Source organism: Imperialibacter sp., assembly GCF_040222385.1.
GTDB lineage: Bacteria > Bacteroidota > Bacteroidia > Cytophagales > Cyclobacteriaceae > Imperialibacter.
The window spans coordinates 1-22,336 of sequence record NZ_JAVKDF010000021.1 but is presented as its reverse complement, the minus strand read 5'-3'; the positions used below and the strand labels follow the sequence as shown (position 1 = coordinate 22,336).

Below are 22,336 nucleotides of genomic sequence, written 5' to 3'. Positions count from 1 at the left end.
TTGCTATGAGTCAATATTTAGTTTCGCAGGTGCTGGATCAAAGACCAGCTTATGAGGAGTATCCATCATTCTATCACAAGTATGTGGATGCTCTCCCCTCAGGCAACCTGTTGCATATTCTTGAGGATCAGCTGCACACATTTACTTTCATGCTGGAAAGAATTGAAAAGGGCCAATGGGACTACCGTTATGCGGAAGGTAAATGGTCAGTAAAGGAAGTACTTGGCCATATTATCGATGCCGAGAGAGTCTTCGCCTTCAGAGCGGCCACGTTTGCCAGAGGTGATAAAAATGAGCTTCCTGGGTTTGATGAAAACGCCTATGTTGAAGAAAGTGACCTTGCCGAGGTCAGTCCAGAAAGCCTGCTGTTGCAGTTTAGTTACCTGAGGAAGGCTAACATTCTGCTTTATTCTTCCTTCACCAGAGAGGCCATTGCAAGGACGGGAATTTCAAACGGGAAGTCGGTTAGTGTGGCAGCGATTGTATTCATTACTGCGGGCCATTTGCAGCACCACATGAACATATTGAAAGGGCGTTACGGCCTGTAGCCTATGTTTAAGTACGACCCCGATAGGAAATACCCAAAGGAGACAGAAATGAAGGCGGTGATTCGCTTTCAGGACTGCGACCCGCTGCAGCATTTGAATAATGCCAAATACTTCGACTATTTCTTCAATGCAAGGGAAGACCAGGTACCGAAGCTTTACGATATCGAACCATCTGAAATCTTCATCAAATACAAACAATCGTGGGTGGTGTACAATCACCAGATCGCCTATGTGAGGGCGGCGATGATGGGGGAGTGGGTAACGCTGATCTCCAGGATTATATGGCACGACAAACAGAATGTGCTGGTAGAATATGTGATGCTGAACAAGGAAAAAACGCAACTCAAAACGCTGCTATGGACGCATCTTCGCTATATCGATGTAATGAAAGGCAGGTCGGCGGATCACCCGCCAGTGATTGAAAATTACCTGAAAGCGGCCTCCATCGAAGGATTTGACCATACTTTGATTACTTTTAACGAAAGAATTAAACAAATAAAGGACGGACTTATAAGCCTATGAATTTCCTGATCAAGCTTCTACTCTCAGCTATTTCGGTGATCCTTACTTCTTACCTGTTGCCCGGGGTTACTGTCGAAGGATTTTGGGTTGCCTTTTTGGTGGCGGTGTTACTTTCGTTGCTCAACGTAACATTGAAGCCAATTCTGGTGTTGTTTACCATCCCCATTACTTTTTTGACGCTGGGGCTGTTTCTTTTGGTGATCAACGCACTGATCATTATGATTGCCGACTACTTTATTGATGGTTTCTACATTGACAACTTCTGGTGGGCACTTGCCTTCAGTCTCATTCTCTCTATCATCAATTCCATGCTGAACGAGCTGAGCGCCAAATCAGACAACCCCGACCGTCGTCGTTAGGCGTTGATTTTGTCTTTCTGAATTTTGCTTAGAGGCGCATTCTTTTCGATGTACTGGATGATTTTGCCGGCGACGTCAACCCCGGTAGCAGACTCAATACCTTTGAGGCCGGGCGACGAATTCACTTCTATAATCAATGGTCCTCTGGATGACTGGAGCATGTCGACACCAGCTACCTGAAGCCCAAGTGCTTTGGCTGCTTTGATGGCTGCTGCAGTTTCTGCCTTGCTCAGTTTGATGATGTCGGAGCTGCCGCCCCTGTGTAAATTGGAACGAAACTCACCTTCTTTGCCCTGCCTTTTCATGGCGCCCACCACCTTGCCATCTACCACAAAAGCCCTGATGTCGGCCCCTTTTGACTCCTTGATGAACTCCTGCACAATGATCCGGGCTTTCAGGTTGTGGAAGGCCTGGATAACTGAAGCAGCTGCTTTCTTTGTTTCTGCCAATACCACACCAAGCCCCTGAGTTCCTTCCAAAAGCTTAATAATGACAGGTGCACCTCCTACTTCCGAGATGATCTCATCCACATCCATGCTGTAGTTGGTGAAGACCGTTTTGGGCAGGCCAAGTCCGTCTCTGGAGAGTATCTGCAGGCTGCGCAGTTTATCTCTGGATCGGATAAGCGCCTGAGATTCGACAGTTGAAAACACTTTTTTCATTTCGAATTGCCTGACAACCGCCGAACCATAGAAGGTGACCGATGCGCCTATCCTCGGGATGACAGCATCATAGTTTTCGAGGTACTTCCCATTGTAGTAAATCGCTGGTTTCTTTTGTTCGGTGATGATGATGCATTTCAGATGGTCGATCACGTCCACCTCGTGCCCATGTTGTAGGGCAGCTTCGACCAGTCGTTGGGTAGAATAGAGTTTTGCATTGCGAGACAGGATGGCAATTTTCATCAAACAGAGACTTTTTTCTAATGTGGTTAATGTCGCCGAAAGGTAGGCTAATTCACCAATAGTCCAAAAAAGTTGGAGAGGCTGATGAAAATATATAAGCCGGGCGGAGGAAGGAAGGCGGCAGCAGGCGACGCTGGAAAAATCATTTTGAAACAGCCCGGTTCCATATGTCCAGATATATCTTCCATTGTCCATCCAGCTTTTTCCAAACAATCACGTACTTTCCCCTCACGCCCTGAAACGGGTTGCCGTCATTGATGCCGCTTACTTCGTAATAGCCATGGTCATAAGCAGTGCTGCCATTGACGACAATTTCCACCGGATATATTTTGTGGAAGGTTGTAGTAGTGCCTGGCCGTGGTGTCCAATACGACTTAATGTCTTTCGTTCCTTTGATGATGTCAAACCCGTTTGGGAAGATCGATGCGTCCGGAGTGTAGGCATTGGCAATGGCCTCCGTGTCCCTGTGGACTATGGCGTCAGAAAAGGCGGCGATATTCCTCCTGATAATCGTTTCGTCATCGATTTGGGCGTAGGCCGCTAGGGAGTAAGAGAGTAAAAAGAGAAGAAATATGGTTTTCATTTTCCTTATTCTGAGAGTCCGGAGTAGTCGAGTACAAACTGGGGGCAGCGGGGTTCACCTTTAAAGAAATCGCCCTTTTTGCCTTGTGTAACTGCCCACCTGTCCATCCAGGAGATGCCAGCGTTTCCTACAAAATGATCGGGTGTTGTGTAGGCGTCGTCTTTCAAGGCTTCCCCAAGACTGACAAAGGTATAGCCAATGCCCTGATAGGCGTCTAGCAACTCCCCGAGGTAATGTGCGTTCAGCATGTTTTCGTGAATGAGCAAGGTGTGGGCAATGGGCCTACCGAAAAGCTTCAGGCTTTGTTGCTCATAGTATTTCACTTTTTCTGCCATATAGCTGATGTAGGCAGTGCCTACTTTGTCCATCATGGCCTTGTCCGACGCTTTGAAAGCCTTGTCGAAGGCGCTGGCGAAAATCCATTCTGAATTGTCGATGGTAACGGGCGCTTCGATGTACCCTTGTGCCGACAGGTACTCCTCCAAAGCTTTTACCTTTTCTTCGGTGTTTCCCCGATGCAAGTAGGGATGCCTGAAGTATTGGTAGGTTTTTCCAGCCTCAGCCATTAACTTTTTGGTAACGGGCTCACCTTTTTCAATGATCTCGAAGAATTGCTCTGGTGTCAGCTGATTGTAGTCCTTGTGGCTGTAGGTGTGGTTGCCCAGCTCGAGCCCGCTGCTGAGCCAGGCGGCCAGCATTTCGTAGCGATAGTCAATGATGTTGCCGCCACGGTATAGCTTCTGCTCGTTAACGAACCCTATGGCAGGAACCTTTCTTTCGGTGAGGTGAGCAAGGAGTTTTTTGTTCAATTCCACTAACGCAACGGAATCATGGCCTCCCATTTGCGCAGGAAGGTCGTCGATGGTGACGGCCATTGTTTTAGGTTGTGCTATTGCGCCAAGGGAGGCAAGCAGGAGTAGGGCAAGCAGTTTGTTTTTCATTCTTTGATCAGGTTAAATAGTCTGCTCCAGCGAATTCTGGCAGGCAATGTGTACCAGGGCCCTTCCTCTGAAGAAAATAATACCATGACGGGCTTGCCGACAATGTGGTCTTCCGGAACAAAGCCCCAGGTTCTTGAGTCCTCAGAGTTGTGTCGGTTGTCGCCCATCATGAAGTAGTAATTTTGTTGGAAAGTGTAAGTACTCGTTTCGTAGCCGTTAATATATAGCTTTCCGTCGGTGATTTCTGCATTTTTCCAGCCTTCGAAGCGCACTATCACCCCGCCGTACACTGGCAGGCTTTGGTCATTGATTTCAATAGTATCTCCTTTTGCGGGTACCCACACCGGGCCAAAATTATCCGTTGTCCAGCCGTGTGGCGCTGCCTTGGGAAAGCTCGCCGAATCGCTGAAGCTGTAGTTCATGTCCACATGTTCCACTTTGGAAATGAATGGGAGCTGTTTGATGGTTTCGGCGCTGGCGGGCTCAGTTTGCACATAGTACCCGCCTCTCACTTCCTGATGCTCGCTTATTTTGTTGCTCTCAAAGAAACGGTCTTTCAGTGGCTGCTTGCCAGCAATAAAATAGCTTGACTGGAGGTGAGTGGGCAGTGGCATTACACTATCGTTCACTGTCAGCAGGCCATCTACTACTTTCAGCGAGTCGCCAGGCAGCCCCACACATCGCTTCACCCAATGAGACTTCAAGTCGGTGGGGTGCTGGTCTCCGTACGGATAGTTGAACACCACAGGCTCCATCCGTTTCACGTCTCTCAAACCGGGCAGCCGGTACATTGGCAGTTGTATCCAGTTGAGGTAGGAGGGGACTTCGGTGCCCCAGAACTTTTGATGAGTGAGCGGAAACTGGATAGGAGTGGCCAGGGTGCGGGTGCCGTAATGCAGCTTGCTCACTACAATCACGTCCCCCACCAGCATGGTTCCTTCCATGGAGGGCGTGGGAATAATGAACTGCTCGAACAGTAGCCAGCGGAAAAGCGTGGCCACCACGACGGCAAACAGGATAGACTCTCCCCAATCTCTAAGGGCAGACTTCTTCTGTTTACCCGCTTTGGCAGGCATGGTATCAATCATCGGAAACTTGATTAATCAGTGAAGAATATGCGGCTTATTTTGCTTCTCCGAAGTATCGTGACGGGTCTACTCTTTTTCCGTTGTGTATCACCTCGTAATGGAGGTGCGGGGCTGTGGATCTTCCAGAGTTTCCTGACAATGCGATGACTTGACCTTTTTCTACTTTATCGCCCACTTTCACTTTGGCTTCAGAAAGCTGGGCATATACTGTCTGATAGCCTTCTTCATGCTTCAGCTTGACCATGTTTCCGTATCCATTCATCTCATAAATTACTTCTTCAACTACTCCATTTGCTGTAGCAACGATGGCAGTGCCTGTGGGTGTTACAATATCGATACCTATGTGCATTTTTTGAACATCAAAAATAGGATCACGTCGCATTCCAAAACCTGAACTTATGCGAAAATCGTCAATCGTAGGCTTTCTATCTGGGCGGTCTTTAGCACCCACATTCACCACAATGAAGAGCAGACCTATGGCCATTATGGGCGTGATCCACCCCAGGGGCTGTTTCTTCAACTGATAATACCGGCGAGTTCTCTTCACCTGCTTGCTTACTTTTTTCATTTCGTTGGTGCCAAATGTGCTGATGGCAATACTCATAGCGAGGTCAAATGAATGCCCCTCCTCCATGTATGCTTCAATGGCGCAGCAAGTATGATCAAGCAGCTCGTTGCCAAGGATGGTGTTGCCACACTGAGCAGCAATTGCCTGCTCCACATTTTTGATTTGTGTTTCTGTGAGTTCTCTCATGACTTAAGAGGTTTTAGGGTTCAATAAAAATTGCATCGTGCTGATAAAGCTGGAAAATTCCTCCAGCTTGCTGGCAGTTTGTACGTCGCCTTTCGGTGTCAGGGAGTAATACTTCCTGATACGTTTGCCAATATTGACGGTTTCGGTAACCAGCAGCCCCTCGGCTTCCAGTTTGTGCAAAGCAGGATATAAAGCACCTTCGGTAAGTTGTATTTTACCTTCGGTTTGCTCCTTCACTTTTTGAGTGATTTCGTAACCATACATCCTGCCGTTTTCAGCGAGCAGCTTCAAAACGATGGTTTGAAGTGTTCCTTTTAATAGTTCTTTCGAATACATAAGACAAATATATGTAGAAGTCTTATGTATTGTCAAGTGAATGCCTAAGAAAATTAGGTATTGGCTAAAAAGTAATGGCTACAAAGAACTCAGGGTAGGTTTTCTTGTTGCTTCCCGTGTTTACATCGGCCGTGTAGACAGAGTAGTTGACACCTACGACAGAAGTGATATAAGGATTGATGGGGATTTCAACGCCTACTCCACCCACAGCCCCGAAGTATTTGTTGTTGAGCGCCCCGGAGGCGACATAACCATCTTCCTCAATAAGGGTGTTTTGTCCATTGAGGAATTGGTAACGGTCAGTAAGAGAGTAAGCTTTGGTAGAAAGGCCCATTTGAAAGGCCGGACCAGCCTGGATATAGGGTGAGATTTTATAGTAGGGAAACCGGTACTTCAACATCAGCGGGATGTCGAGGTCGGTGTGTTTGAGGTAGTGAGTGTTTTGAGAGGTGATACCAGTTTCAATATTGCTGAACTGGTTTTGGGTACTAAATGAATAATGGGCTACAGTTAGCTGGGTGACTAAGAAAATTTGAGGCCTATAGGAAAGCGGCAGTTCAATATAAGCGCCAATTGACGGAGCGATGTGCTCTTCGGGAACATTAGGAAAGAATTTGCTTTCAATCACGTTCTGGTACATTCGGACGCCGACGGCCGGGCCTACCCTGAACTTAGGGAAGGGCTTGTGCACACAGTCATTGTACTGTGAAATGAAATATGTAAGGTTGGCCGACTTGTATTTGGCCAGCCGAATCGTCTTCTCGGTCAGGTAGCAGTCTTCCAATTGCGTTGAAAGCACGTCTTTATAGTAATTATCGGAGCCATTTTCTTCATCCAGGGCAATTATTTCCCCATCTTTTTCAAGTAGGTAGGATTTGCTTTTGCCCTGCTCCTGAAGAAGCAACGATACCTTTCCATCTTCCAGCTCTTCGAAAAATTGCCTTTTGTTGTTATGGTCTCTGGCTACCCACTTCCTGCCATCGGCGAGGCCAAATTCGAGGGCTTCTTCCGGCGTAAAATCTTTCTTATTGCCGTTGTTAAACTCGAAGGTCACTTTGTTGGGGTCCGGCTTTTCGAGGCCGTGAATGGCACCGTAATAGAGGATGTCTTTTGTTTTCAGGTAAGCCTCCTTTTGAGCGGTGAGCATGTAAGGAAGTGCGAGCAGCAATAGCGCCAGGATAGGTTTCAGTGATTGTGACATGGTATATTAACAACTAAACGCTGAATATACCTATGTCACATCACATCTAACAACCAAAAAAAATGTCATTTCCGGTTAATAGGCTTCTATTGGCGAGAGATTAGTTTTTTGTAAGCCTTTCTCAATTCTTCTTCTTTGGCAAAAGCCTCCTTTTCCCATTTCCGCTGCCGGTAGGGGATGTTTGCCGAATCAAATATCAGCTGCCCCTGCCAGCGAAACATGGTGTTGTTTATCCGCATCAAATCTCCACGTGCGTATTGCGCCACATGCACCATTTCGTGGGCCAGCGCCCGGCTCAGGTCGTCGGCAGGCAGTGCTGCATTGAGCTTGATCATTACGTTTCGCATTTCCAGCACCTCATTTTCGCCGTGCACCATCATGCCGCTGATATTGTCCGGCAGCTTGTCGGAAAGCATCACCATAACGATGAGCGGTTGCCCGGATGCAATGTTTAGCTCATCGGCATAAAGCCTGGCTTGTTCGATGATTTGCTCTGCTCTATCACCGAAGCCTGTTGAGTAAATACTAAGTTGGCGGCCTGCTGCGCTGCTACATATGAGTGCTGCGGCTAAAGATGAAAAAATCCAGTTCATGTTGTTCTGAGTTGACCATACTCATTGAACGTGGGAGGGGAGTATTTGCTTCAGCGCACCTTTGAAGAGTGGGTTTCCACTGAAGAACGACAAGTTTCACCCTACCAACGGATGTCGTGCAGGGTCAGCCGCCGCAGGACCTCTTCTTTGTAGGTGCGGCCAATGGGCAGGGTAGTGTTGGGTAGTTCGATGTGGGAATTGCTAAAGGCTTTGGTGTGCCGGATGGCCACAAGGTAGGAACGGTGGATTCGTATGAAGTCCAACTCCGGTAAGTCCTTTTCAATGGCAGTTACGGAGGTGTAAGACACAACAGAGGCCCCATCTGCCAAATGGAAAACTACGTGGTCACGGATGCTTTCCACAAAATGAATGTCACCAGCGTCAATCCTGAAGGTCTTATTTTCGGCTTTGACAAGCAGCGTCTTGTGTTGCATTGAGCCGCCCAGCAGGTCGAGCTCCCTTTTTCTGTCGAAGGCCTTGTTCACTGCCTTGAGAAACTTCTCGAAGCTAATCGGCTTGATCAGGTAGTCTATGGCATGGGTGTCATAACTCTGCACGGCCAGATCCCGGGAAGCAGTGGTGAAAACAATCATTGGCGTTTTCCCCAGCGTTCTGGCAAACTCAAGGCCGGTAACTTCCGGCATTTTGATGTCGAGAAACACCACATCGACTGACGTACTTTTCAGCCAGGTATTGGCCTCGGCCACGTGGCGACATTTGGCGACAAGCTCAAGATTGTCGAGTCGTTCCACGTAGTTGTGGATGACCTCAATGGCCAACGGCTCATCGTCCACTATCAGGCAGCTAAGCTTCAAGAGCAGCCTCCTTTCTTTGGTCTTCCAATGGCAACTGCACCGTTAGTGAAAAGCTCTCGGGGAGCTCTTTGAGCTTAAAATTGGCTCTTTTTCCATATATCAGCTCGATTCGGCGCATCACATTTTGTAGGCCTACCCCATAGTGCGAGGTGGCTTTTCCCCTTTCGATGGGGTGGGATACTTTGGTGTTGTAAGTGCTAAAGGAAAGGTACTTCCCTTTTATAGTTGCTTCGATGTTGATCGTAAAGAGGCCGTTTCCATCTGGTTTTCCGTGTTTAAAACAGTTTTCTACCAGCGGGATGAGCAACATTGGTGGAATATCATATCCAGCAACCTCTTCCGGCAGCACCATCTCCAGCTTTAGCTCGGTACCAAACCTGAGCTTTTCCAGCTCCACGTAGTCGTGCAGGTGTTTCACCTCCGATTGCAGGCTTACCTTCTTTCTATCCGACTCGTAAATCACATATTCCATCAGCGAGGAGAGCTTCAGAATGGCATCGGCTGCTTTGTCCGACTTGTTCAATACCAGCGAATAGAGGTTGTTGAGGGTATTGAAAAAGAAGTGCGGATTGATTTGCGTCTTCAGGAAGGTGAGCTCATTGCGAAGACGTTGCTGCTCTACCTGTTGGAGCTTTTGCTGCTGCAGGTATTGGTCTTTCAGTATTTTGATGGCCGAGGTCACGAAAAGGATCATGGTGATGTGGCTGGCCGTTGAGCTGAACTTGCGGGGAGCGTAGAGCAAGTCGGGGTTGAAACGATAAATGCCCGAAGCTATCATTCCCCTGATCACCTCCGATTGCAGCACGGTGGCCACAAAAACAAGGCAGATCAAGCTGATGCCATAGTAAAAATACTTTCGGTGGCTTAGCAGCTTAGGCATAAGGAAGTACATATGCACGTAAACAACGGCTACTTTTACAGGGAGCTCTACAAATTGGGTAATGGGAGAGTACTCATAGTACTCGATATACATGTACACCCGGTAGAAATAGTACGCCACCCAAAACAGCAGGTGGGCATATATCCGGTTGTTAACATCAAGTAAATTGGGTGCCAGTCGACGCATAATGTGTTATATGCCTCGTTTAACGGATTTTGTAGAAATGGTTGCGTCGGTGTAAGATTTTAAGTGGAATTACTGATAAGGCTCTGCCAGCCTGATTGACGAAATAGGGGATACGACTTAAATTTGGCCACTGCTTCGTTATGAGATGTTGAACAAAAGCTTATGCAATGAAAAGAAGTGAATTTACCGCAAACAGACTGCGTGAAGTATTGCTGGATGGACGCTGGGTGGCGAACACCAACTACAAGGAGCAAATAGAAAACGTGACATGGCAGCAGGCCATACAAAAAGTGGGCGACCTCAACACCATTGCCCAGCTCACTTATCATGTCAACTACTATTTAGCTGGGATACTGAATGTGTTTGGAGGTGGCGGCCTCGAAATTCGGGACAAATACAGCTTTGATCTGCCACCTATAACATCGGAAGCTGATTGGAAACGCCTGGTTGAGGACTTCCTGGAGAACGCTGAAAAATTTGTGGAACATTTGGGCAAAATGCCCGATGGGAAGTTGGACGAAGCTTTCGTAGACGAAAAGTATGGCACCTACTGGCGCAATATGGAAGGGGTAATCGAGCACTGCTACTACCACCTGGGGCAGATTTCTTTGATTAAGAAACTGACAGTAGAGAACCATGAGTAAGATATTTGCTGAAAGTTGCCGCCGGGCTTTGCTGTATTTTGAGTAGCCCATTGCCCTGGCTCGTTTGTAAACACTGCCCTATACCGACCTTTTAGGCTTGGTGGGGGCTTTTTTGTGTCAAATAGAGGCAAAAGAAGTGCCTGATAAGCGGGCCAATGCAGTCGGATGATCGGAATCATTACTACCTTTTGGTATATTGGTAAAAGGCGGTCGTCAATTAGGGTTAAACAGAAAGGGCACAAGCTGATGAATAAGCAGAAAAACCAAACCATTTGGGAGGAGCGATTAAAAACCTACGAGGAGCTAGTCTCCAAATGCCCAAGATTTGAAAGAAAGGGTAAAACAATGCCTTACACCTCGGCTAATGGATACATGTTTTCGTTACTCAACAAAGCTGGTGAAATCGGCATCCGCTTTTCGAAAGAAGTGCAGAAAAAGTACATGGAAGAATTCGATTCCAGTGTCTTCAAGTCATATAACTCGATCATGCATGGCTATGTATTAATTCCCGAAGTGATGCTGGGTGATCTTGACAATTTAGCAAAGTATTTGAACGAAAGCTATGACTACGTCATGACTCTTGAGCCCAAATAGAAGGTGCCGGTAGCTCACTTGCAGCATCGGTAGTTTGTTTTCACACGAGTAAAAAAGCAAAACAATCAAAACCACTAATTCGAACGATTAGCTTAATAAAAACACAGAAGGCCGCCAAACATTGGCGGCCCTTATCTTCTCTGTGCGAAACGCCGGTAAGTCTTTCCTTGCTTCTACTTCCTGTACTCACCTTGCCGCTCCACCATCCAACCCGGATACTGCGATGCCAGCGGACTGACCGCCTCTATTTGAGCCAGGTCATCGGCCGTTAACACTATTTCGGTGGAGTCGATATTGGCTTTTAGCTGCTCCTGTGTTTTGGCGCCAATAATGGTGCTGGTGATGCCGGGCTGATGACGCACCCATGCCAGGGCTATTTGTGCCGTGGACACGTCATGTACTTTCGCAATGCCGCCCATTACCTCCACCAAATCATAGGCCTTTTCTTTATCGATAGGAGGGAAGTCAAAGTTGGCCCTTCTTCCGTTGGTATCACTGCTGCCTTCTCTGGTGTATTTGCCGGAGAGGAAGCCACCTGCCAGCGGACTCCATGGAAAGATCGCCAGCTTGTGATCCGCTGCCATGGGCACCAGCTCGTGCTCAATGTCCCTGGTGGTAGCTGAGTAATGGTACTGGAGGCCGATGAACTTGTGCCAGCCATTGTAGTGAGCCACCGCTTGTGCTTTGGCCACCATCCACGCAGGCCAGTTGCAAATGGCGATGTAACGCACCTTCCCACTGTCTACCACGTCGTTCAGTGACCTTACTATCTCTTCAATGGATGTTCTTGGATCAACGCCGTGCACATACAGCAGGTCGATGTGGTCTACCTGTAGTCGTTGCAGGCTGGCCTCTACCGAATTGAATATATGGTAGCGGGAAAGGCCCACATTGTTGGGCTGCGAGCCCATAGGCCCCAGCACCTTGGTGGCAATCACTACCTCATCTCTTTTTGCTACAATATCCTTTAACCCCTGACCCAGCAACTGCTCCGACTGCCCAAAGGAATACACATTGGCCGTGTCGATAAAATTGATGCCCGACTCAATGACAGCACCAAGCATGTCGTTCACCTCTTTTTGCTGGAGCTGGCCTATCTTGCTCCACATGCCCGCATCCTGGCCACCAAAGGTCATGGTGCCAAAACATAACTCCGATACCTTTAGTCCGGTATCGCCGATATAGTTGTAGTTCATAATAATGTTTTTGTTTTAAACTGTTTGTTTTCTCTGCGTTGGCAACCACCGTGGTTGTGTTGTGTTGTGTTCAGCAGCGTTGCAAAGGTGGGCAGAGCAGGCCGGTTGGCTATAGCCCGCTTCAATCAAAAAATATCAAAAATCAAACAATTGCTATTGCGTGCGGTAGAGTCGGGGAGTAACGTTCTCTGCTTTCTTAAAGAACGAGATAAAATGCGACGGCTCCTCAAACCCCAGGCAATAGCCAATCTCCGAAATTTGCCAGTTGGTATGCCTGAGCAAAATTCTGGCCTCCTGCATAATGCGGCTGGAGATCAGCTGCGAAGTGGTTTGCCCCATGGTGGTTTTCAAAGCCCGGTTCAGGTGATTGATGTGCACCGAGAGGTTGTTGGCAAAATCGTTTGGGGTTCTTAGCTTCATTCGCTGCACAGGCGACTCAATCGGAAACTGGCGTTCAAGCAATTCGGAGAAAAGGGAGGAGATCCTGTCGTTGGCAGTAGAATGTGAGTAGAGAGAGGCCTCAGCCGGCTTGAGTTTGATGGCTTTGTGTATCAGCTGGATCACCAGTGTTTTGATGAGATCATACTTATACGCATAATCAGAGTTGATTTCTTCCGTCATTTGCATGTAAAACCTGTTGATCTCTTCTATGTCATCCGGATCCACCTCGTAAATGGGCGTGCTGCCCGGCTGAAAGATAGGGTAGTCTCTGATGGCCCCGAAGTTGGCGAAAAACTCCTCGGTAAATACACAAAAGTGCCCCGACTGGTTTTCACTCAGGCGCTCCCAGTTGTAGGGGATCATGGGGTTGGCAAAAACCAGTGCTGCGTTTTTCACCTCTACTGTCTTGTCGGCATAGAAGTACCTGGTGTTGCCTGTCAGAAAGCTGATCTTATAGTACTCCCGCCTGCTATAGGGCACCGGCTTGGGGTCGGGGCCAATAAAGTCCTGATAGTTGAACACATTGAACTGCCCGACACCGCCCTGAATGCTCTCAGGTTGGCGGCGGAGTTTCTTCCGGTAGAGTTCCTCGAGGGTGAGCGGTTTGTCCATGATGTAAAGTTATAGAATTCAAATAAGATTGTGCGAGTGCGATGGAATTTGAACATACCTTTCTTCGCCGAAAACCCCGAAAAGCCAAAACACAAACCAGAGGAGATTCCGTATATTCGTTAGCCACGCCATTTTGATCAAACCGGAGAGCAACAAATGAACCCATACATAAAACGGATTAAAGACTTATCCTCCGCCTTGGGTCGTGTCCCACGAACCAACAACACGCTCATCTTACATTTTCCTAGGTAACGCCCAACATAAGAAGTCGCTCGTGAAGAAACGAGCCATGGCAACAGTGTTGCTACGTTTTTAAGGTTCTTTCCTACTTCGAAAGCCTCAAAAACACAAAACACAAACCAGAGGAGATTCCGTATATTCGGTTGCTATGTCATTTTGATAAAACCCGAGAGCGATAAATGAACCCATACATCAAACGGATCAAAGACTTATCCTATAAGCTCGATCTTGAGATCCACGCCGAATTAGAGAAAGTGTTTGTCGATAAGAAATTCTCAAAAGGGGCTCACTTGCTACGTCCCGGACAGGTATGCACTGCTCACTTGCTGATCAAAGAGGGTATAGCGAGGAAGTTTTATCTCCACAACCATAAGGAGATCACGACCGAGATCTACTTTCACGACGACGTGGCCGTGTCGCTCGACAGCTACATTATGCAAAAGCCAGGCGATGTGTATGTGGAGGCCTTAACAGCGCTGGAGGTGACTATTATTGACTACGGCCGCTTTGGCAAAGTGAAAAACACCTACCCCGAGGTAATGATGCTCGACAAAATGTTTATCGAGTACTACGCCGTTTGGTTTGAACAACGGCTCAGGGAGTTTCAAACCCTCGACGCCTCCCAGCGCTACCTGAAGCTACTCGAAAAGGAGCCTCAGATCGTGCAATTCCTTCCCGTTACCATTATCGCCTCTTATCTGAACGTTTCGCTCGAGACATTGTCCCGCATCAGGGCAAAGGTTTCGTTTGAGTGATTATTTGACTTAAGTCAAATTCCTGCGTTGTCGGATCCCGTTATTTTGAAAAGGCCCCGGAGCAGGTGGCTTTCAAAATAAAATAACCATTCGCATGAAAGCAGTAGTATTCAAAAAGTACGGGAAACCTGAAGAGTTGCAAATGGCTGAGGTGGACAAGCCCGTGCCCAAAAGCGATGAAGTACTCGTTAAAATATTTGCTACCTCGGTAACAGCTGAAGACCCTAAGATGAGAGCCTTCGATCACCCGCCGCTGCTGAAGCTGCCGGTGGGCCTGATGTTTGGGTTCAGAAAACCAAAGCAACCAGTGCTGGGTATCGAATTTTCGGGGGTAGTGGAGTCCATCGGCAGCAAGGTGAAAAACTATCAGATAAACGACCAGGTGTTTGGCTACACAGGCCTCAGCTTTGGTGCCTATGCCGAATACAAATGCCTGCCTGAAAGTGCTTTGATGCATTTGAAGCCTCAAAACCTATCATTCGCTGAGGCGGCTACCATGGTGAACGGCCCACTGTCGGCGCTGGTGTATTTGAAGAAAAAGGGCAAAATAGAAAAAGGCCACCGGGTGCTCATTTACGGTGCGTCGGGCTCGGTGGGCACTGCCGCCGTTCAGCTGGCGAAGTACTTCGGCGCCCATGTAACGGGGGTGTGCAGCACCAAAAACCTTGCGCTGGTGAAGTCGATTGGCGCTGATGAGGTGATTGACTACACCAAAGAAGATTTCACTGACACCGACAAGCGGTATGATATAGTGTTTGACACCGTAGGCAAAACAGCCATGAAGGAGTGCATGAGCCTGCTGAGCCCAAACGGAAAGTACCTGCTGACCGAGTTTGGCCTGCGGCACATGCTGGCGGCCATGTACAGCTCCGTTTTCAAGCGAAAAAAGGTAGTGATAGCGTCGTCAAACTTTTATTGGAAAAAGGAGGATCTGGTCTTTCTGAAAGGGCTGGCTGAGCAAGGGCATTACAGGCCGGTGGTCGACAGGAGCTTTCCGTTGGCTGACATCGCTGAGGCGCATACCTATGTGGCCTCGGGGCGCAAGGTGGGCAACGTGGCGGTGGTGGTTTGTGGTGGCGACACGGGAGGTTAAGCAGAAAAGGCTGTAAAAGGTGCTGTCATTACTCACCAGCACCCCGAAAACCCGGAGGAGATTTGGGCGGGGTGTGGAGATGCAACTCCAAAATTTCGGACGGGTTGTTAAGACACAACCCGAAACTGAAGACACAACTTCCACGTCGGCTCGCTCTCCCGATAGCTGCCTTAGGAACCGCAATCGACCACGCCTACACTTCGTTGCGGCAGGCAAGTATGACGCTGATCTCGAGAGGGCACATGTACTTTAAGGATTCTCCCAAAAAACAATCGGCCAGAAGATGATGCCTACTCTTCGATTAAGCAGTTTTCCTTCCCAGTTTTTGTTGTCGAAGCAGGGGTTTTCCTGCCCGAAGACCTTGATGGAGATGTTCCACCAAGCCTTGCTGCGTGAACACCTCGCTCGGTATTGCCTTCAGGCCAGCTCGTTGCGCCGACTCAGTGGTGAAGTGTTTATCATATTGGAAGCATGACGTTTGTCATTCTATATCAAGCCTGATAGAGGTACTTTTCTGAAACATTAATTCAGAAAAGAGCATCATGAACGGCAAAAACAACATCGCAATAGGTTTTTTGACAATGGGCTTCTTCATGGCCTATGGTTTTCTGTTGATTTATCTCCGGGACTTTGCTCCGGGGAAAGAGGAGTGGGTCAACTCTTACAGTATTGGCAAACATTTTGAAACCCGCCTGGCACACGTGCATGGCAACTTGTTCGCATTTCTAAATATCCTTATTGGCTACTTACTGCTGCGCTTTGGCGACAACCTGAAAAATGTGAAAGCCGTTTCCTGGCTGGCTTTAACAGGCTTGCTGATGCCTATTGGCATTCTGTCCGAAGTGTATTTTGGCTTGCCACCTGCTTTAGTATTGGTAGGGGCCATCGCCATGACGGCGTCGGTAGTTTGGCTTGGTTTGGCTTTTCTCAACATGAAATCGCTAGCGCCATCATGAAAAAGGTCATCCATTACCTGGTAAGTGCCGTATTGGCAGCTTTTGGTTTGTTGACACTCTTTTTAAGTACCTCAGTCATCTTCGATTTATTTGGCATCAGAGCAAAAGAAGGGAACTATGTGTTGTTCGTTGTCTGGTCAAATTTCATCAGCAGCTTCCTTTATCTTATTGCTGTTTATGGCCTGCTAGCCTCAAAAAACTGGACGTATAAAACCCTGGGGCTTTCGGCGGCCGTATTGACCGCCACATTTATTGGCTTCCTGTTTTATATCCAATCGGGCGGTATTCACGAGGCCAAAACTGTTGGTGCAATGGTATTCAGAATTGCCCTGACATTAACATTTGCGCTGTTCGCTTATTTCACCATTAACAAAAGAAAATGAACATTAAAGATCTGCATCAGGACACAAAAGCAGTTTCCACAGCTGCGTTATTTAAATCGCCGGAAGGTAGTGCCGTCTCCATGCAAATATTAGCAGGAGAGCAATTAAAGGAACATGTTTCAAAAGTGCCGGCATTGTTGCTTTGCCTGACTGGCGAGGTGGTTTTTGAAAATGAGGAAGGGGTTAAAGTGCCGTTGACAGCTGGTGACTATGTCAATATTGAACCACAAATCAAACATTGGATAAATGCGAAGCATAAAAGCAGCTTGCTACTGATCAAGTGATGTCAACTGGGTGCTGCACCCGCTCGTTTTGGTTGGCCATTTTTGCTATGCGAGAAAGCCAAGCGAAAAGGCTAAGCGGGAATCTAGCGGCGCTTGTGTTCACTGGGTTTTGAGGCGGGTTGTGAAGACACAACCCCCAAACGGTGAAGACACTACCCCTGACACATAATACGCACCGGCCAATTTTACCAGCCACGTTATGGCATGTGTCTTCACATGCCTTGAGTCTGTTTGTTAGTACCCGAATTCCGGAGACGATTTTGGACGGGGTGCGAAGACCCATCCCAAAACACACAACCGCAAACACACTCAAGGTTAAGATACGAGCCACGGTGGCGGATGCTGCACTTTTTTTGCAGGTAAACTGGTGGTAACTTGAAAAATATACTGACACCGGGCATATATGAAAGAGAAGCCAATTGCAGCAAATGACCTTGTCATCACGGCACTTGAGAAAACAGATGCCCTCCCTTACGACCTTTTGTTAATTGCCGATCCTTCAAAACACGCTATCGATAAATATATTTTTGACTCCATTGTGTACAAAGCTGATTTGAAGGGGCGAACCATTGGGTGTTACGCTCTCTTTGGCATTGACCACGAAACTGTTGAAATCAAGAATATTGCGGTGGACGAAAGCTTTCAGGGAAAAGGAATCGGGACGATATTGTTGAATGACGCCGTTGAGAAAGCAAAACTGAAAGGACTGAAGAAAATCATCATCGGAACCGGCAACTCAAGCGTTGGGCAGCTGTATCTCTATCAAAAAGTAGGGTTTAGAATAACCGGCATAGAGCGGGACTTTTTTAAAGAGAACTATGACGAACCAATTATTGAGAACGGCATTGAATGCAGAGACATGATTGTTTTAACAAAAGAGCTGTGAAAGAGCACCTGCCGCCAGGTAGCTGCGTATAAATTCACACGAATGAAATTAAACCTTACGCTTTGCTATATTCTTATATCGAACTCACGATATTTTATTTCAAAATCACGCACCTATGATGAAGCAGCACATTTCGAAGTTCGTTGAGCTTACCGACGATGAGTATGACGAAATAAGCCAATACTTTGAGCTCATAGACGTTAAAAAGAAGCAGGTTTTACACGAAGTAAATACCATTTGCCGGCACAATTACTTTGTTGTGAAAGGGTGCCTGCGCATGTTTTTTGTAGCGGAGAATGGTGCTGAGCAAACCACCCAATTTGCCATAGAAAACTGGTGGCTTACCGATCTGTTTTCCTTCCAGCGGCAAACAAATTCCGAATTCTGCATTCAGGCAGTGGAACCATCGAAAGTCCTGACGATCTCCAAGCCCGAAGCAGACACCTTGCTGGAAAACCACCCTGTAATGGAGAAGTATTTCAGGCATGTTTACCAGTCGGCCGCCGCTGCCGCTCAGCTAAGGGTGAAGTTTTTCAGGCAGTACACCAGAGAGCAGTTGTATATCCATTTTAGCGAAGCTTTTCCCGAGTTCAACCAAAGGGTGCCCCAATATCTGGTAGCCTCCTACCTGGGCTTTACGCCGGAATATTTGAGTGAAATCAGGAACAGGCTCGCTTCTTAAACTGGTTTAACTTTTTTGGTTACCCAGTCCCATAAATTTGTTTCAAGTTTAAAACACGAGGCAATTTATGGAACAAAGAATCCAAATAGATGCGCTTGAGCCGGAGGCTTACAAGGCATTGTATCATCTAAGTCAGCTTGTGGCCAACGCCGGACTCACAAGCACCCATCAGGCACTGATCAAGGTGAGGGCTTCGCAGGTGAATGGGTGCGCCTTTTGCATTGACATGCACACCAAAGAAGCTCTCAAACAGGGCGAAACCCCACAGCGGCTCTTTTTGTTGAATGCATGGAGGGAAACCACCCTTTTTACGGAAGAAGAACGAGTACTTCTTCAGGTGACTGAGGAGGTGACGCTGGTTCACAGGCAAGGGTTAACCCCCGAAACCTACGCAAAGGCCATTGGTCTGTTTGGAGACCGCTATTTGGCACAAATTATCATGACAGTAACAGTGATCAACGCCTGGAACAGGATTGCGGTGAGTACCAACAAACCCTTTTGAACATGGGGCACAGCGCCTCCATTAAATGGCGCAATGAGTGATTCAATTTGAAAAGGAGGGAGAAATGAAAAAGGAAATTATCGTGGTAGGTGGCGGCTTCGCTGGTTTGGAGTTTGTTAAAAAAATGGGGAACAATGAGCACTACCGGATCACCCTGGTGGATGCGAACAACTACAACTTTTTCCCGCCATTGATCTATCAGGTGTCCACGGGGTTTATGGAGCCGTCGGCTATTAGTTACCCGTTCCGGAAAATCCTGCAAAACAAAAAGAACGTTAGGTTTCGCCTGGGCGAGTTGGTAAGGGTGGTGCCGGAAACCAACACGATTGTGCTGAAGGACGGCACCCTGCACTACGATATACTGGTGATGGCCACGGGCACAGAAGCCAATTTTTTTGGCAACAAAAATATCGAGCAAAACAGCCTGCCCATGAAAACCATCAGCGATGCGCTGTCGTTGCGCAACACCATTTTGCTGAGGCTGGACAAGGCCACCCGGCTCGACGACCGGGCGGAACGCAAAAAGCTCCTGAGCTTTGTGATTGCCGGTGCCGGGCCCACGGGCGTGGAGCTTTCGGGCATACTGGCTGAAATGCGGGCGACCATTCTGAAGAAAGACTACCCTGAGCTGGCTGAGGAAGACCTTGGAGACATTTTTCTCATTGACGGCAACGAGGCAGTGCTGGCGACCATGTCGGGCAATGCCCAGAAATATACCCATAAAAAACTGCGTCAGCTGGGGGTTGAAGTGCTGCTCAACACCTTTGTGGCCGACTTTGTGGCCGACACGGTGTACCTGTCCGATGGCTCAGCCATTGCAACGAAAAACCTGATTTGGGCTGCAGGGGTGAAAGCGAGGCAGTTTGATGGTTTCTACCCCGAAAGCACAGGTCGTGGTGGCAGGCTGAAAACCAATGCCTACAACCTTGTGCAGGGCTACGGCAACATTTATGCACTGGGCGACTGTGCTATCATACAGACCGACAAGGCCTATCCTCAGGGGCACCCGCAGCTGGCGCAGCCCGCCATGCAGCAAGCCCGCAACCTGGCCGATAACCTGAACCGTGAAAAAGCTTCGTGGCGCCCTTTCCGGTACGTAGACAAGGGCTCACTGGCGATTATAGGGCGCAACAAGGCAGTGCTGGACTTCCCGGGGCAGAAAGTTTTCGTCAGCGGGTTTGCCGCCTGGTTGATATGGATTTTTGTGCACATCATGGGGCTGGTAAACTTCAAGAACAAGATGACCACGCTGTTGAACTGGCTGGGCTACTACATTTACAAAGACCAGATCTTCCGAATGATCTTTAAGCCAAGCGAAAGAAAAGAGAGCAACGAATCGGCCGAAGCAATGCAGAATGCTTAGTGCCTGGTGGTGTAATCGGTAAAGGCTAACAATGACGGCCAGAAAGTTCGGAGGAAGCTTCGGATGGGGTATGAAGATACAAGCACAAACGGTTAAGGCATGTGTCTTCACATGCTTGAAAGATGTTCTCTAACATCCGAATTTTCCTATGTCAAACCCGAAAATTCGTATGTAACATCCAAAATTTCCTATGTGATATCCAAAATTCCGTATGTGATACCCGAAAATCCCTATGTTATATGCAAAATTCCGTATGTGATATCCAGAATTCGGTATATAACATCCAAAAATCTGTAACCAACATCCAAAATTTCCTATGTCATATGCAAAATTCCGTATGTGATATCCAGAATTCGGTATGTAACATGCAAAAATCCCTAACTAACATCCAAAATTCCGTATATCGGTTACAAAATTTCTGAACCAGAACGGAAAAAGAGTGAATCAGAAACCAACAGCACTGAACTAGTTACTCATGCCAGTGAACTGCCTCGGCAATATGGGTACTGAGATAGGATATAAAGGGAAGCAGAACGGCCTGCCGGGTAACCATTACCGGATGATGTTGAACCAACTACCACGGCAAGTGAACAAGTTCCAAAAGATTTTGACTTAGATACACCAGACGGTGAACTAGATAGGGGAAGGAGTTAGATAGAAAAGGTAGTTTCGTAGAAAGAACGGCATCCATGCCACGGATCGTCGTCATTCCGGAAATTTTCTTCAGACTTCTTCCCTTGTCTGAAGAAAATTATCCGTTCCACGTCGGCGGAATCTCCGTTGAGAAACATTTGAGATTCCGGGCTGCCCGCCTGGGATAAAGAAAGCCCCTTTTGGAATTTGGGGCCTTCTTTTCCGGAATGACGACAATTGCGGTGTTGCACAGCATTTTCGTGCAGTATAAACCTCCTGAGTATGCGCTCACCTATTCCTTTACCACCACTGAACCGACCACCCACCACCCCTAAAAACAAGAAAAGGGCTGCTGATGAGCTGCCCTTTATCCGGATGCTGGGTTGTTGCGACCTTTTACGCCGCTTTGGCCTTTTTGCCCTGACCGGCAAAGCGCTTGCCGAGGTCTTCCGAAATCACCTTGGCACTCGGGGCATTGTTTTTGGCGGCCACCTTCACCGACTCATAGTAGTTGCGGGCAGCCCGGTAAGCTTCCGCACCACTCATCAGGTGGGTGTCGTTCAGGTTGGCAGTGAGCTGATTCAGCGGCCTCACCAGTGTGGTTAAATCCTTTACCGCCGTGTAGTCGATCTCAAAATCTTCCAACTTGTTGTATCCTGGCAAAAACTCGGGGTTACTTTTTGCATAATCGAGGCATTTGGCCACAAATGGCTCGCTCGAATCGCCCATGGCCAGCACCTCTTTGCGCTGCTGGGCCGTAAGGCTGATGAGGTAGGGGCCAATCAGGTCGTTGAGCTCCTTTACTTTGGCCTGCATCTTCTTTAGCTCGGCCGGCGGAATTTGCACCGCCACTACATTTTCCATGCTCATATCAAGAATGTTTTAAGTGGATGGATGGTAAATATGATTTAATAATAAGAATATTATCAGTAAATCAAAATATTTTAACTCAATTTTTGTACTAACATATAGTATGACAGAATAATGATATATATGTATAAAACTGAAATTTGTCAGTTATGGCTAGTTTTGTGTTATGTGAAAAAAGCTATGGTATGTGCTATTATGTAGGTGAGTGTTAGAGGAGCAGTACGAAGGATTTCGCCAAATCGGTGATTATTGGTAGATTGGTTGATGCTCTTGAGTGGGAGGGGGTATGAAGAGGAAGGAAAGTGGGAAATGAATATATAATGGGAGTATGGACCGGTCTGTAGCCGGATGTTGGCGGTAATTTCACGGAATGGCAAATCTAACTGGCAAATGGGAAGGCGAGTATTCAGTTAACATCGGCTCAGACGAGCAGCCTGAGGTTGAGTATCATGCTTTTACCTTAGAACTGATGGATAGAGACGGCGAACTGA

General features: G+C 47.6%; 27 protein-coding genes. 14 read left to right on the top strand and 13 right to left on the bottom strand.

Annotated features, from left to right (window positions below):
- Positions 1-5: 5 nt before the first annotated feature.
- From RIG68_RS06395 to RIG68_RS06385, 3 genes are read left to right on the top strand one after another with little or no spacing between them, the layout of a single operon-like run.
- The gene (locus RIG68_RS06395) at positions 6-548 is read left to right on the top strand and encodes a DinB family protein (RefSeq protein WP_350120061.1); all 543 of its coding nucleotides are present in this window, start codon (positions 6-8) and stop codon (positions 546-548) included.
- Between the two features lie 3 nt (positions 549-551).
- Positions 552-1,070, top strand: coding sequence for an acyl-CoA thioesterase (locus RIG68_RS06390; RefSeq protein WP_350120059.1), 519 nt, complete (start codon positions 552-554; stop codon positions 1,068-1,070).
- Complete coding sequence (locus RIG68_RS06385; protein WP_350120056.1) at positions 1,067-1,429, top strand: phage holin family protein; 363 nt, start codon at positions 1,067-1,069, stop codon at positions 1,427-1,429. Before RIG68_RS06390 ends, RIG68_RS06385 begins: the two co-directional genes overlap by 4 nt.
- On the opposite strand, the gene rimK is transcribed toward RIG68_RS06385, so the two are convergent.
- From rimK to RIG68_RS06335, 10 genes are all read right to left on the bottom strand, one after another.
- On the bottom strand, positions 1,426-2,334 hold the full coding sequence (gene rimK / locus RIG68_RS06380) for a 30S ribosomal protein S6--L-glutamate ligase (protein WP_151999956.1): 909 nt from the start codon (positions 2,332-2,334) through the stop codon (positions 1,426-1,428). The two genes, RIG68_RS06385 and rimK, sit on opposite strands and share 4 nt — an antisense overlap.
- 142 nt (positions 2,335-2,476) lie before the next feature.
- Positions 2,477-2,917 (bottom strand): YybH family protein, encoded by a 441-nt coding sequence (locus RIG68_RS06375; protein WP_350120053.1) that lies wholly within the window; start codon positions 2,915-2,917, stop codon positions 2,477-2,479.
- Positions 2,918-2,922: 5 nt separating this feature from the next.
- Positions 2,923-3,858 (bottom strand): polysaccharide deacetylase family protein, encoded by a 936-nt coding sequence (locus RIG68_RS06370; RefSeq protein WP_350120050.1) that lies wholly within the window; start codon positions 3,856-3,858, stop codon positions 2,923-2,925.
- Positions 3,855-4,946, bottom strand: a complete 1,092-nt coding sequence (gene lepB / locus RIG68_RS06365; RefSeq protein WP_350120047.1) for a signal peptidase I — start codon at positions 4,944-4,946, stop codon at positions 3,855-3,857. Before lepB ends, RIG68_RS06370 begins: the two co-directional genes overlap by 4 nt.
- A gap of 34 nt (positions 4,947-4,980) precedes the next feature.
- Entirely contained in the window at positions 4,981-5,700 is a 720-nt protein-coding gene (locus RIG68_RS06360; RefSeq protein ID WP_350120044.1) for a M23 family metallopeptidase, read from the bottom strand.
- A gap of 3 nt (positions 5,701-5,703) precedes the next feature.
- Positions 5,704-6,036, bottom strand: a complete 333-nt coding sequence (locus tag RIG68_RS06355; RefSeq protein ID WP_350069110.1) for a PadR family transcriptional regulator — start codon at positions 6,034-6,036, stop codon at positions 5,704-5,706.
- Between the two features lie 64 nt (positions 6,037-6,100).
- The gene (locus RIG68_RS06350; RefSeq protein ID WP_350120041.1) at positions 6,101-7,237 is read right to left on the bottom strand and encodes a porin family protein; all 1,137 of its coding nucleotides are present in this window, start codon (positions 7,235-7,237) and stop codon (positions 6,101-6,103) included.
- An 86-nt stretch (positions 7,238-7,323) separates the two neighbouring features.
- On the bottom strand, positions 7,324-7,830 hold the full coding sequence (locus RIG68_RS06345; RefSeq protein ID WP_350120038.1) for a ubiquitin family protein: 507 nt from the start codon (positions 7,828-7,830) through the stop codon (positions 7,324-7,326).
- A gap of 101 nt (positions 7,831-7,931) precedes the next feature.
- Entirely contained in the window at positions 7,932-8,645 is a 714-nt protein-coding gene (locus RIG68_RS06340) for a LytR/AlgR family response regulator transcription factor (protein WP_350120035.1), read from the bottom strand.
- Positions 8,635-9,711, bottom strand: a complete 1,077-nt coding sequence (locus tag RIG68_RS06335) for a sensor histidine kinase (RefSeq protein ID WP_350120032.1) — start codon at positions 9,709-9,711, stop codon at positions 8,635-8,637. The genes RIG68_RS06340 and RIG68_RS06335 overlap by 11 nt, the downstream gene beginning before the upstream one ends.
- A 167-nt stretch (positions 9,712-9,878) precedes the next feature.
- Here RIG68_RS06335 and RIG68_RS06330 point away from each other — a divergent pair, with 167 nt between their 5' ends.
- Together RIG68_RS06330 and RIG68_RS06325 are read left to right on the top strand one after the other, a co-directional pair.
- Complete coding sequence (locus RIG68_RS06330) at positions 9,879-10,355, top strand: DinB family protein (RefSeq protein ID WP_350120029.1); 477 nt, start codon at positions 9,879-9,881, stop codon at positions 10,353-10,355.
- A 246-nt stretch (positions 10,356-10,601) separates the two neighbouring features.
- Positions 10,602-10,949: a hypothetical protein gene (locus tag RIG68_RS06325; protein ID WP_350120026.1), complete on the top strand. Its 348-nt coding sequence runs from the start codon at positions 10,602-10,604 to the stop codon at positions 10,947-10,949.
- Positions 10,950-11,122: 173 nt separating this feature from the next.
- Here the strand turns inward: RIG68_RS06325 and RIG68_RS06320 are convergent, their stop codons facing one another.
- Together RIG68_RS06320 and RIG68_RS06315 are read right to left on the bottom strand one after the other, a co-directional pair.
- Positions 11,123-12,145: an aldo/keto reductase gene (locus tag RIG68_RS06320; RefSeq protein ID WP_350120023.1), complete on the bottom strand. Its 1,023-nt coding sequence runs from the start codon at positions 12,143-12,145 to the stop codon at positions 11,123-11,125.
- A 153-nt stretch (positions 12,146-12,298) separates the two neighbouring features.
- On the bottom strand, positions 12,299-13,198 hold the full coding sequence (locus RIG68_RS06315; RefSeq protein WP_350120020.1) for a helix-turn-helix domain-containing protein: 900 nt from the start codon (positions 13,196-13,198) through the stop codon (positions 12,299-12,301).
- 419 nt (positions 13,199-13,617) lie between these two features.
- Here RIG68_RS06315 and RIG68_RS06310 point away from each other — a divergent pair, with 419 nt between their 5' ends.
- The 9 genes from RIG68_RS06310 (at position 13,618) to RIG68_RS06270 (ending at position 20,342) form a co-directional block, all read left to right on the top strand.
- The gene (locus RIG68_RS06310; RefSeq protein ID WP_350120017.1) at positions 13,618-14,193 is read left to right on the top strand and encodes a Crp/Fnr family transcriptional regulator; all 576 of its coding nucleotides are present in this window, start codon (positions 13,618-13,620) and stop codon (positions 14,191-14,193) included.
- 94 nt (positions 14,194-14,287) lie between these two features.
- On the top strand, positions 14,288-15,286 hold the full coding sequence (locus RIG68_RS06305) for an NAD(P)-dependent alcohol dehydrogenase (RefSeq protein WP_350120014.1): 999 nt from the start codon (positions 14,288-14,290) through the stop codon (positions 15,284-15,286).
- A gap of 542 nt (positions 15,287-15,828) precedes the next feature.
- A complete protein-coding gene (locus tag RIG68_RS06300) occupies positions 15,829-16,242 on the top strand; it encodes a hypothetical protein (protein WP_350069142.1) in 414 nt (137 codons plus the stop codon).
- Positions 16,239-16,625 carry a hypothetical protein gene (locus RIG68_RS06295; RefSeq protein ID WP_350120011.1) on the top strand — a complete coding sequence of 129 codons (387 nt, stop codon included), beginning with the start codon at positions 16,239-16,241 and terminating at the stop codon, positions 16,623-16,625. Before RIG68_RS06300 ends, RIG68_RS06295 begins: the two co-directional genes overlap by 4 nt.
- On the top strand, positions 16,622-16,909 hold the full coding sequence (locus tag RIG68_RS06290; protein WP_350120009.1) for a cupin domain-containing protein: 288 nt from the start codon (positions 16,622-16,624) through the stop codon (positions 16,907-16,909). The genes RIG68_RS06295 and RIG68_RS06290 overlap by 4 nt, the downstream gene beginning before the upstream one ends.
- Positions 16,910-17,312: 403 nt before the next feature.
- Positions 17,313-17,795, top strand: a complete 483-nt coding sequence (locus tag RIG68_RS06285) for a GNAT family N-acetyltransferase (RefSeq protein WP_350120006.1) — start codon at positions 17,313-17,315, stop codon at positions 17,793-17,795.
- Positions 17,796-17,910: 115 nt separating this feature from the next.
- Entirely contained in the window at positions 17,911-18,477 is a 567-nt protein-coding gene (locus RIG68_RS06280) for a Crp/Fnr family transcriptional regulator (protein ID WP_350120003.1), read from the top strand.
- 67 nt (positions 18,478-18,544) lie between these two features.
- Complete coding sequence (locus tag RIG68_RS06275) at positions 18,545-18,979, top strand: carboxymuconolactone decarboxylase family protein (protein WP_350120000.1); 435 nt, start codon at positions 18,545-18,547, stop codon at positions 18,977-18,979.
- A 64-nt stretch (positions 18,980-19,043) separates the two neighbouring features.
- On the top strand, positions 19,044-20,342 hold the full coding sequence (locus tag RIG68_RS06270; RefSeq protein WP_350119997.1) for an NAD(P)/FAD-dependent oxidoreductase: 1,299 nt from the start codon (positions 19,044-19,046) through the stop codon (positions 20,340-20,342).
- Between the two features lie 1,029 nt (positions 20,343-21,371).
- On the opposite strand, the gene RIG68_RS06265 is transcribed toward RIG68_RS06270, so the two are convergent.
- The gene (locus RIG68_RS06265) at positions 21,372-21,845 is read right to left on the bottom strand and encodes a hypothetical protein (protein ID WP_350119993.1); all 474 of its coding nucleotides are present in this window, start codon (positions 21,843-21,845) and stop codon (positions 21,372-21,374) included.
- Positions 21,846-22,336: the final 491 nt, after the last annotated feature.

Excerpts from the sequence above, each read along its gene's own strand:
- RIG68_RS06395 (WP_350120061.1), top strand. The coding sequence starts at position 6 with ATGAGTCAATATTTAGTTTCGCAGGTGCTGGATCAAAGACCAGCTTAT.
- RIG68_RS06390 (WP_350120059.1), top strand. The coding sequence starts at position 552 with ATGTTTAAGTACGACCCCGATAGGAAATACCCAAAGGAGACAGAAATG.
- RIG68_RS06385 (WP_350120056.1), top strand. The coding sequence starts at position 1,067 with ATGAATTTCCTGATCAAGCTTCTACTCTCAGCTATTTCGGTGATCCTT.
- rimK (WP_151999956.1), bottom strand. The coding sequence starts at position 2,334 with ATGAAAATTGCCATCCTGTCTCGCAATGCAAAACTCTATTCTACCCAA.
- RIG68_RS06375 (WP_350120053.1), bottom strand. The coding sequence starts at position 2,917 with ATGAAAACCATATTTCTTCTCTTTTTACTCTCTTACTCCCTAGCGGCC.
- RIG68_RS06370 (WP_350120050.1), bottom strand. The coding sequence starts at position 3,858 with ATGAAAAACAAACTGCTTGCCCTACTCCTGCTTGCCTCCCTTGGCGCA.
- lepB (WP_350120047.1), bottom strand. The coding sequence starts at position 4,946 with ATGATTGATACCATGCCTGCCAAAGCGGGTAAACAGAAGAAGTCTGCC.
- RIG68_RS06360 (WP_350120044.1), bottom strand. The coding sequence starts at position 5,700 with ATGAGAGAACTCACAGAAACACAAATCAAAAATGTGGAGCAGGCAATT.
- RIG68_RS06355 (WP_350069110.1), bottom strand. The coding sequence starts at position 6,036 with ATGTATTCGAAAGAACTATTAAAAGGAACACTTCAAACCATCGTTTTG.
- RIG68_RS06350 (WP_350120041.1), bottom strand. The coding sequence starts at position 7,237 with ATGTCACAATCACTGAAACCTATCCTGGCGCTATTGCTGCTCGCACTT.
- RIG68_RS06345 (WP_350120038.1), bottom strand. The coding sequence starts at position 7,830 with ATGAACTGGATTTTTTCATCTTTAGCCGCAGCACTCATATGTAGCAGC.
- RIG68_RS06335 (WP_350120032.1), bottom strand. The coding sequence starts at position 9,711 with ATGCGTCGACTGGCACCCAATTTACTTGATGTTAACAACCGGATATAT.
- RIG68_RS06330 (WP_350120029.1), top strand. The coding sequence starts at position 9,879 with ATGAAAAGAAGTGAATTTACCGCAAACAGACTGCGTGAAGTATTGCTG.
- RIG68_RS06325 (WP_350120026.1), top strand. The coding sequence starts at position 10,602 with ATGAATAAGCAGAAAAACCAAACCATTTGGGAGGAGCGATTAAAAACC.
- RIG68_RS06320 (WP_350120023.1), bottom strand. The coding sequence starts at position 12,145 with ATGAACTACAACTATATCGGCGATACCGGACTAAAGGTATCGGAGTTA.
- RIG68_RS06315 (WP_350120020.1), bottom strand. The coding sequence starts at position 13,198 with ATGGACAAACCGCTCACCCTCGAGGAACTCTACCGGAAGAAACTCCGC.
- RIG68_RS06310 (WP_350120017.1), top strand. The coding sequence starts at position 13,618 with ATGAACCCATACATCAAACGGATCAAAGACTTATCCTATAAGCTCGAT.
- RIG68_RS06305 (WP_350120014.1), top strand. The coding sequence starts at position 14,288 with ATGAAAGCAGTAGTATTCAAAAAGTACGGGAAACCTGAAGAGTTGCAA.
- RIG68_RS06300 (WP_350069142.1), top strand. The coding sequence starts at position 15,829 with ATGAACGGCAAAAACAACATCGCAATAGGTTTTTTGACAATGGGCTTC.
- RIG68_RS06295 (WP_350120011.1), top strand. The coding sequence starts at position 16,239 with ATGAAAAAGGTCATCCATTACCTGGTAAGTGCCGTATTGGCAGCTTTT.
- RIG68_RS06290 (WP_350120009.1), top strand. The coding sequence starts at position 16,622 with ATGAACATTAAAGATCTGCATCAGGACACAAAAGCAGTTTCCACAGCT.
- RIG68_RS06285 (WP_350120006.1), top strand. The coding sequence starts at position 17,313 with ATGAAAGAGAAGCCAATTGCAGCAAATGACCTTGTCATCACGGCACTT.
- RIG68_RS06280 (WP_350120003.1), top strand. The coding sequence starts at position 17,911 with ATGATGAAGCAGCACATTTCGAAGTTCGTTGAGCTTACCGACGATGAG.
- RIG68_RS06275 (WP_350120000.1), top strand. The coding sequence starts at position 18,545 with ATGGAACAAAGAATCCAAATAGATGCGCTTGAGCCGGAGGCTTACAAG.
- RIG68_RS06270 (WP_350119997.1), top strand. The coding sequence starts at position 19,044 with ATGAAAAAGGAAATTATCGTGGTAGGTGGCGGCTTCGCTGGTTTGGAG.
- RIG68_RS06265 (WP_350119993.1), bottom strand. The coding sequence starts at position 21,845 with ATGAGCATGGAAAATGTAGTGGCGGTGCAAATTCCGCCGGCCGAGCTA.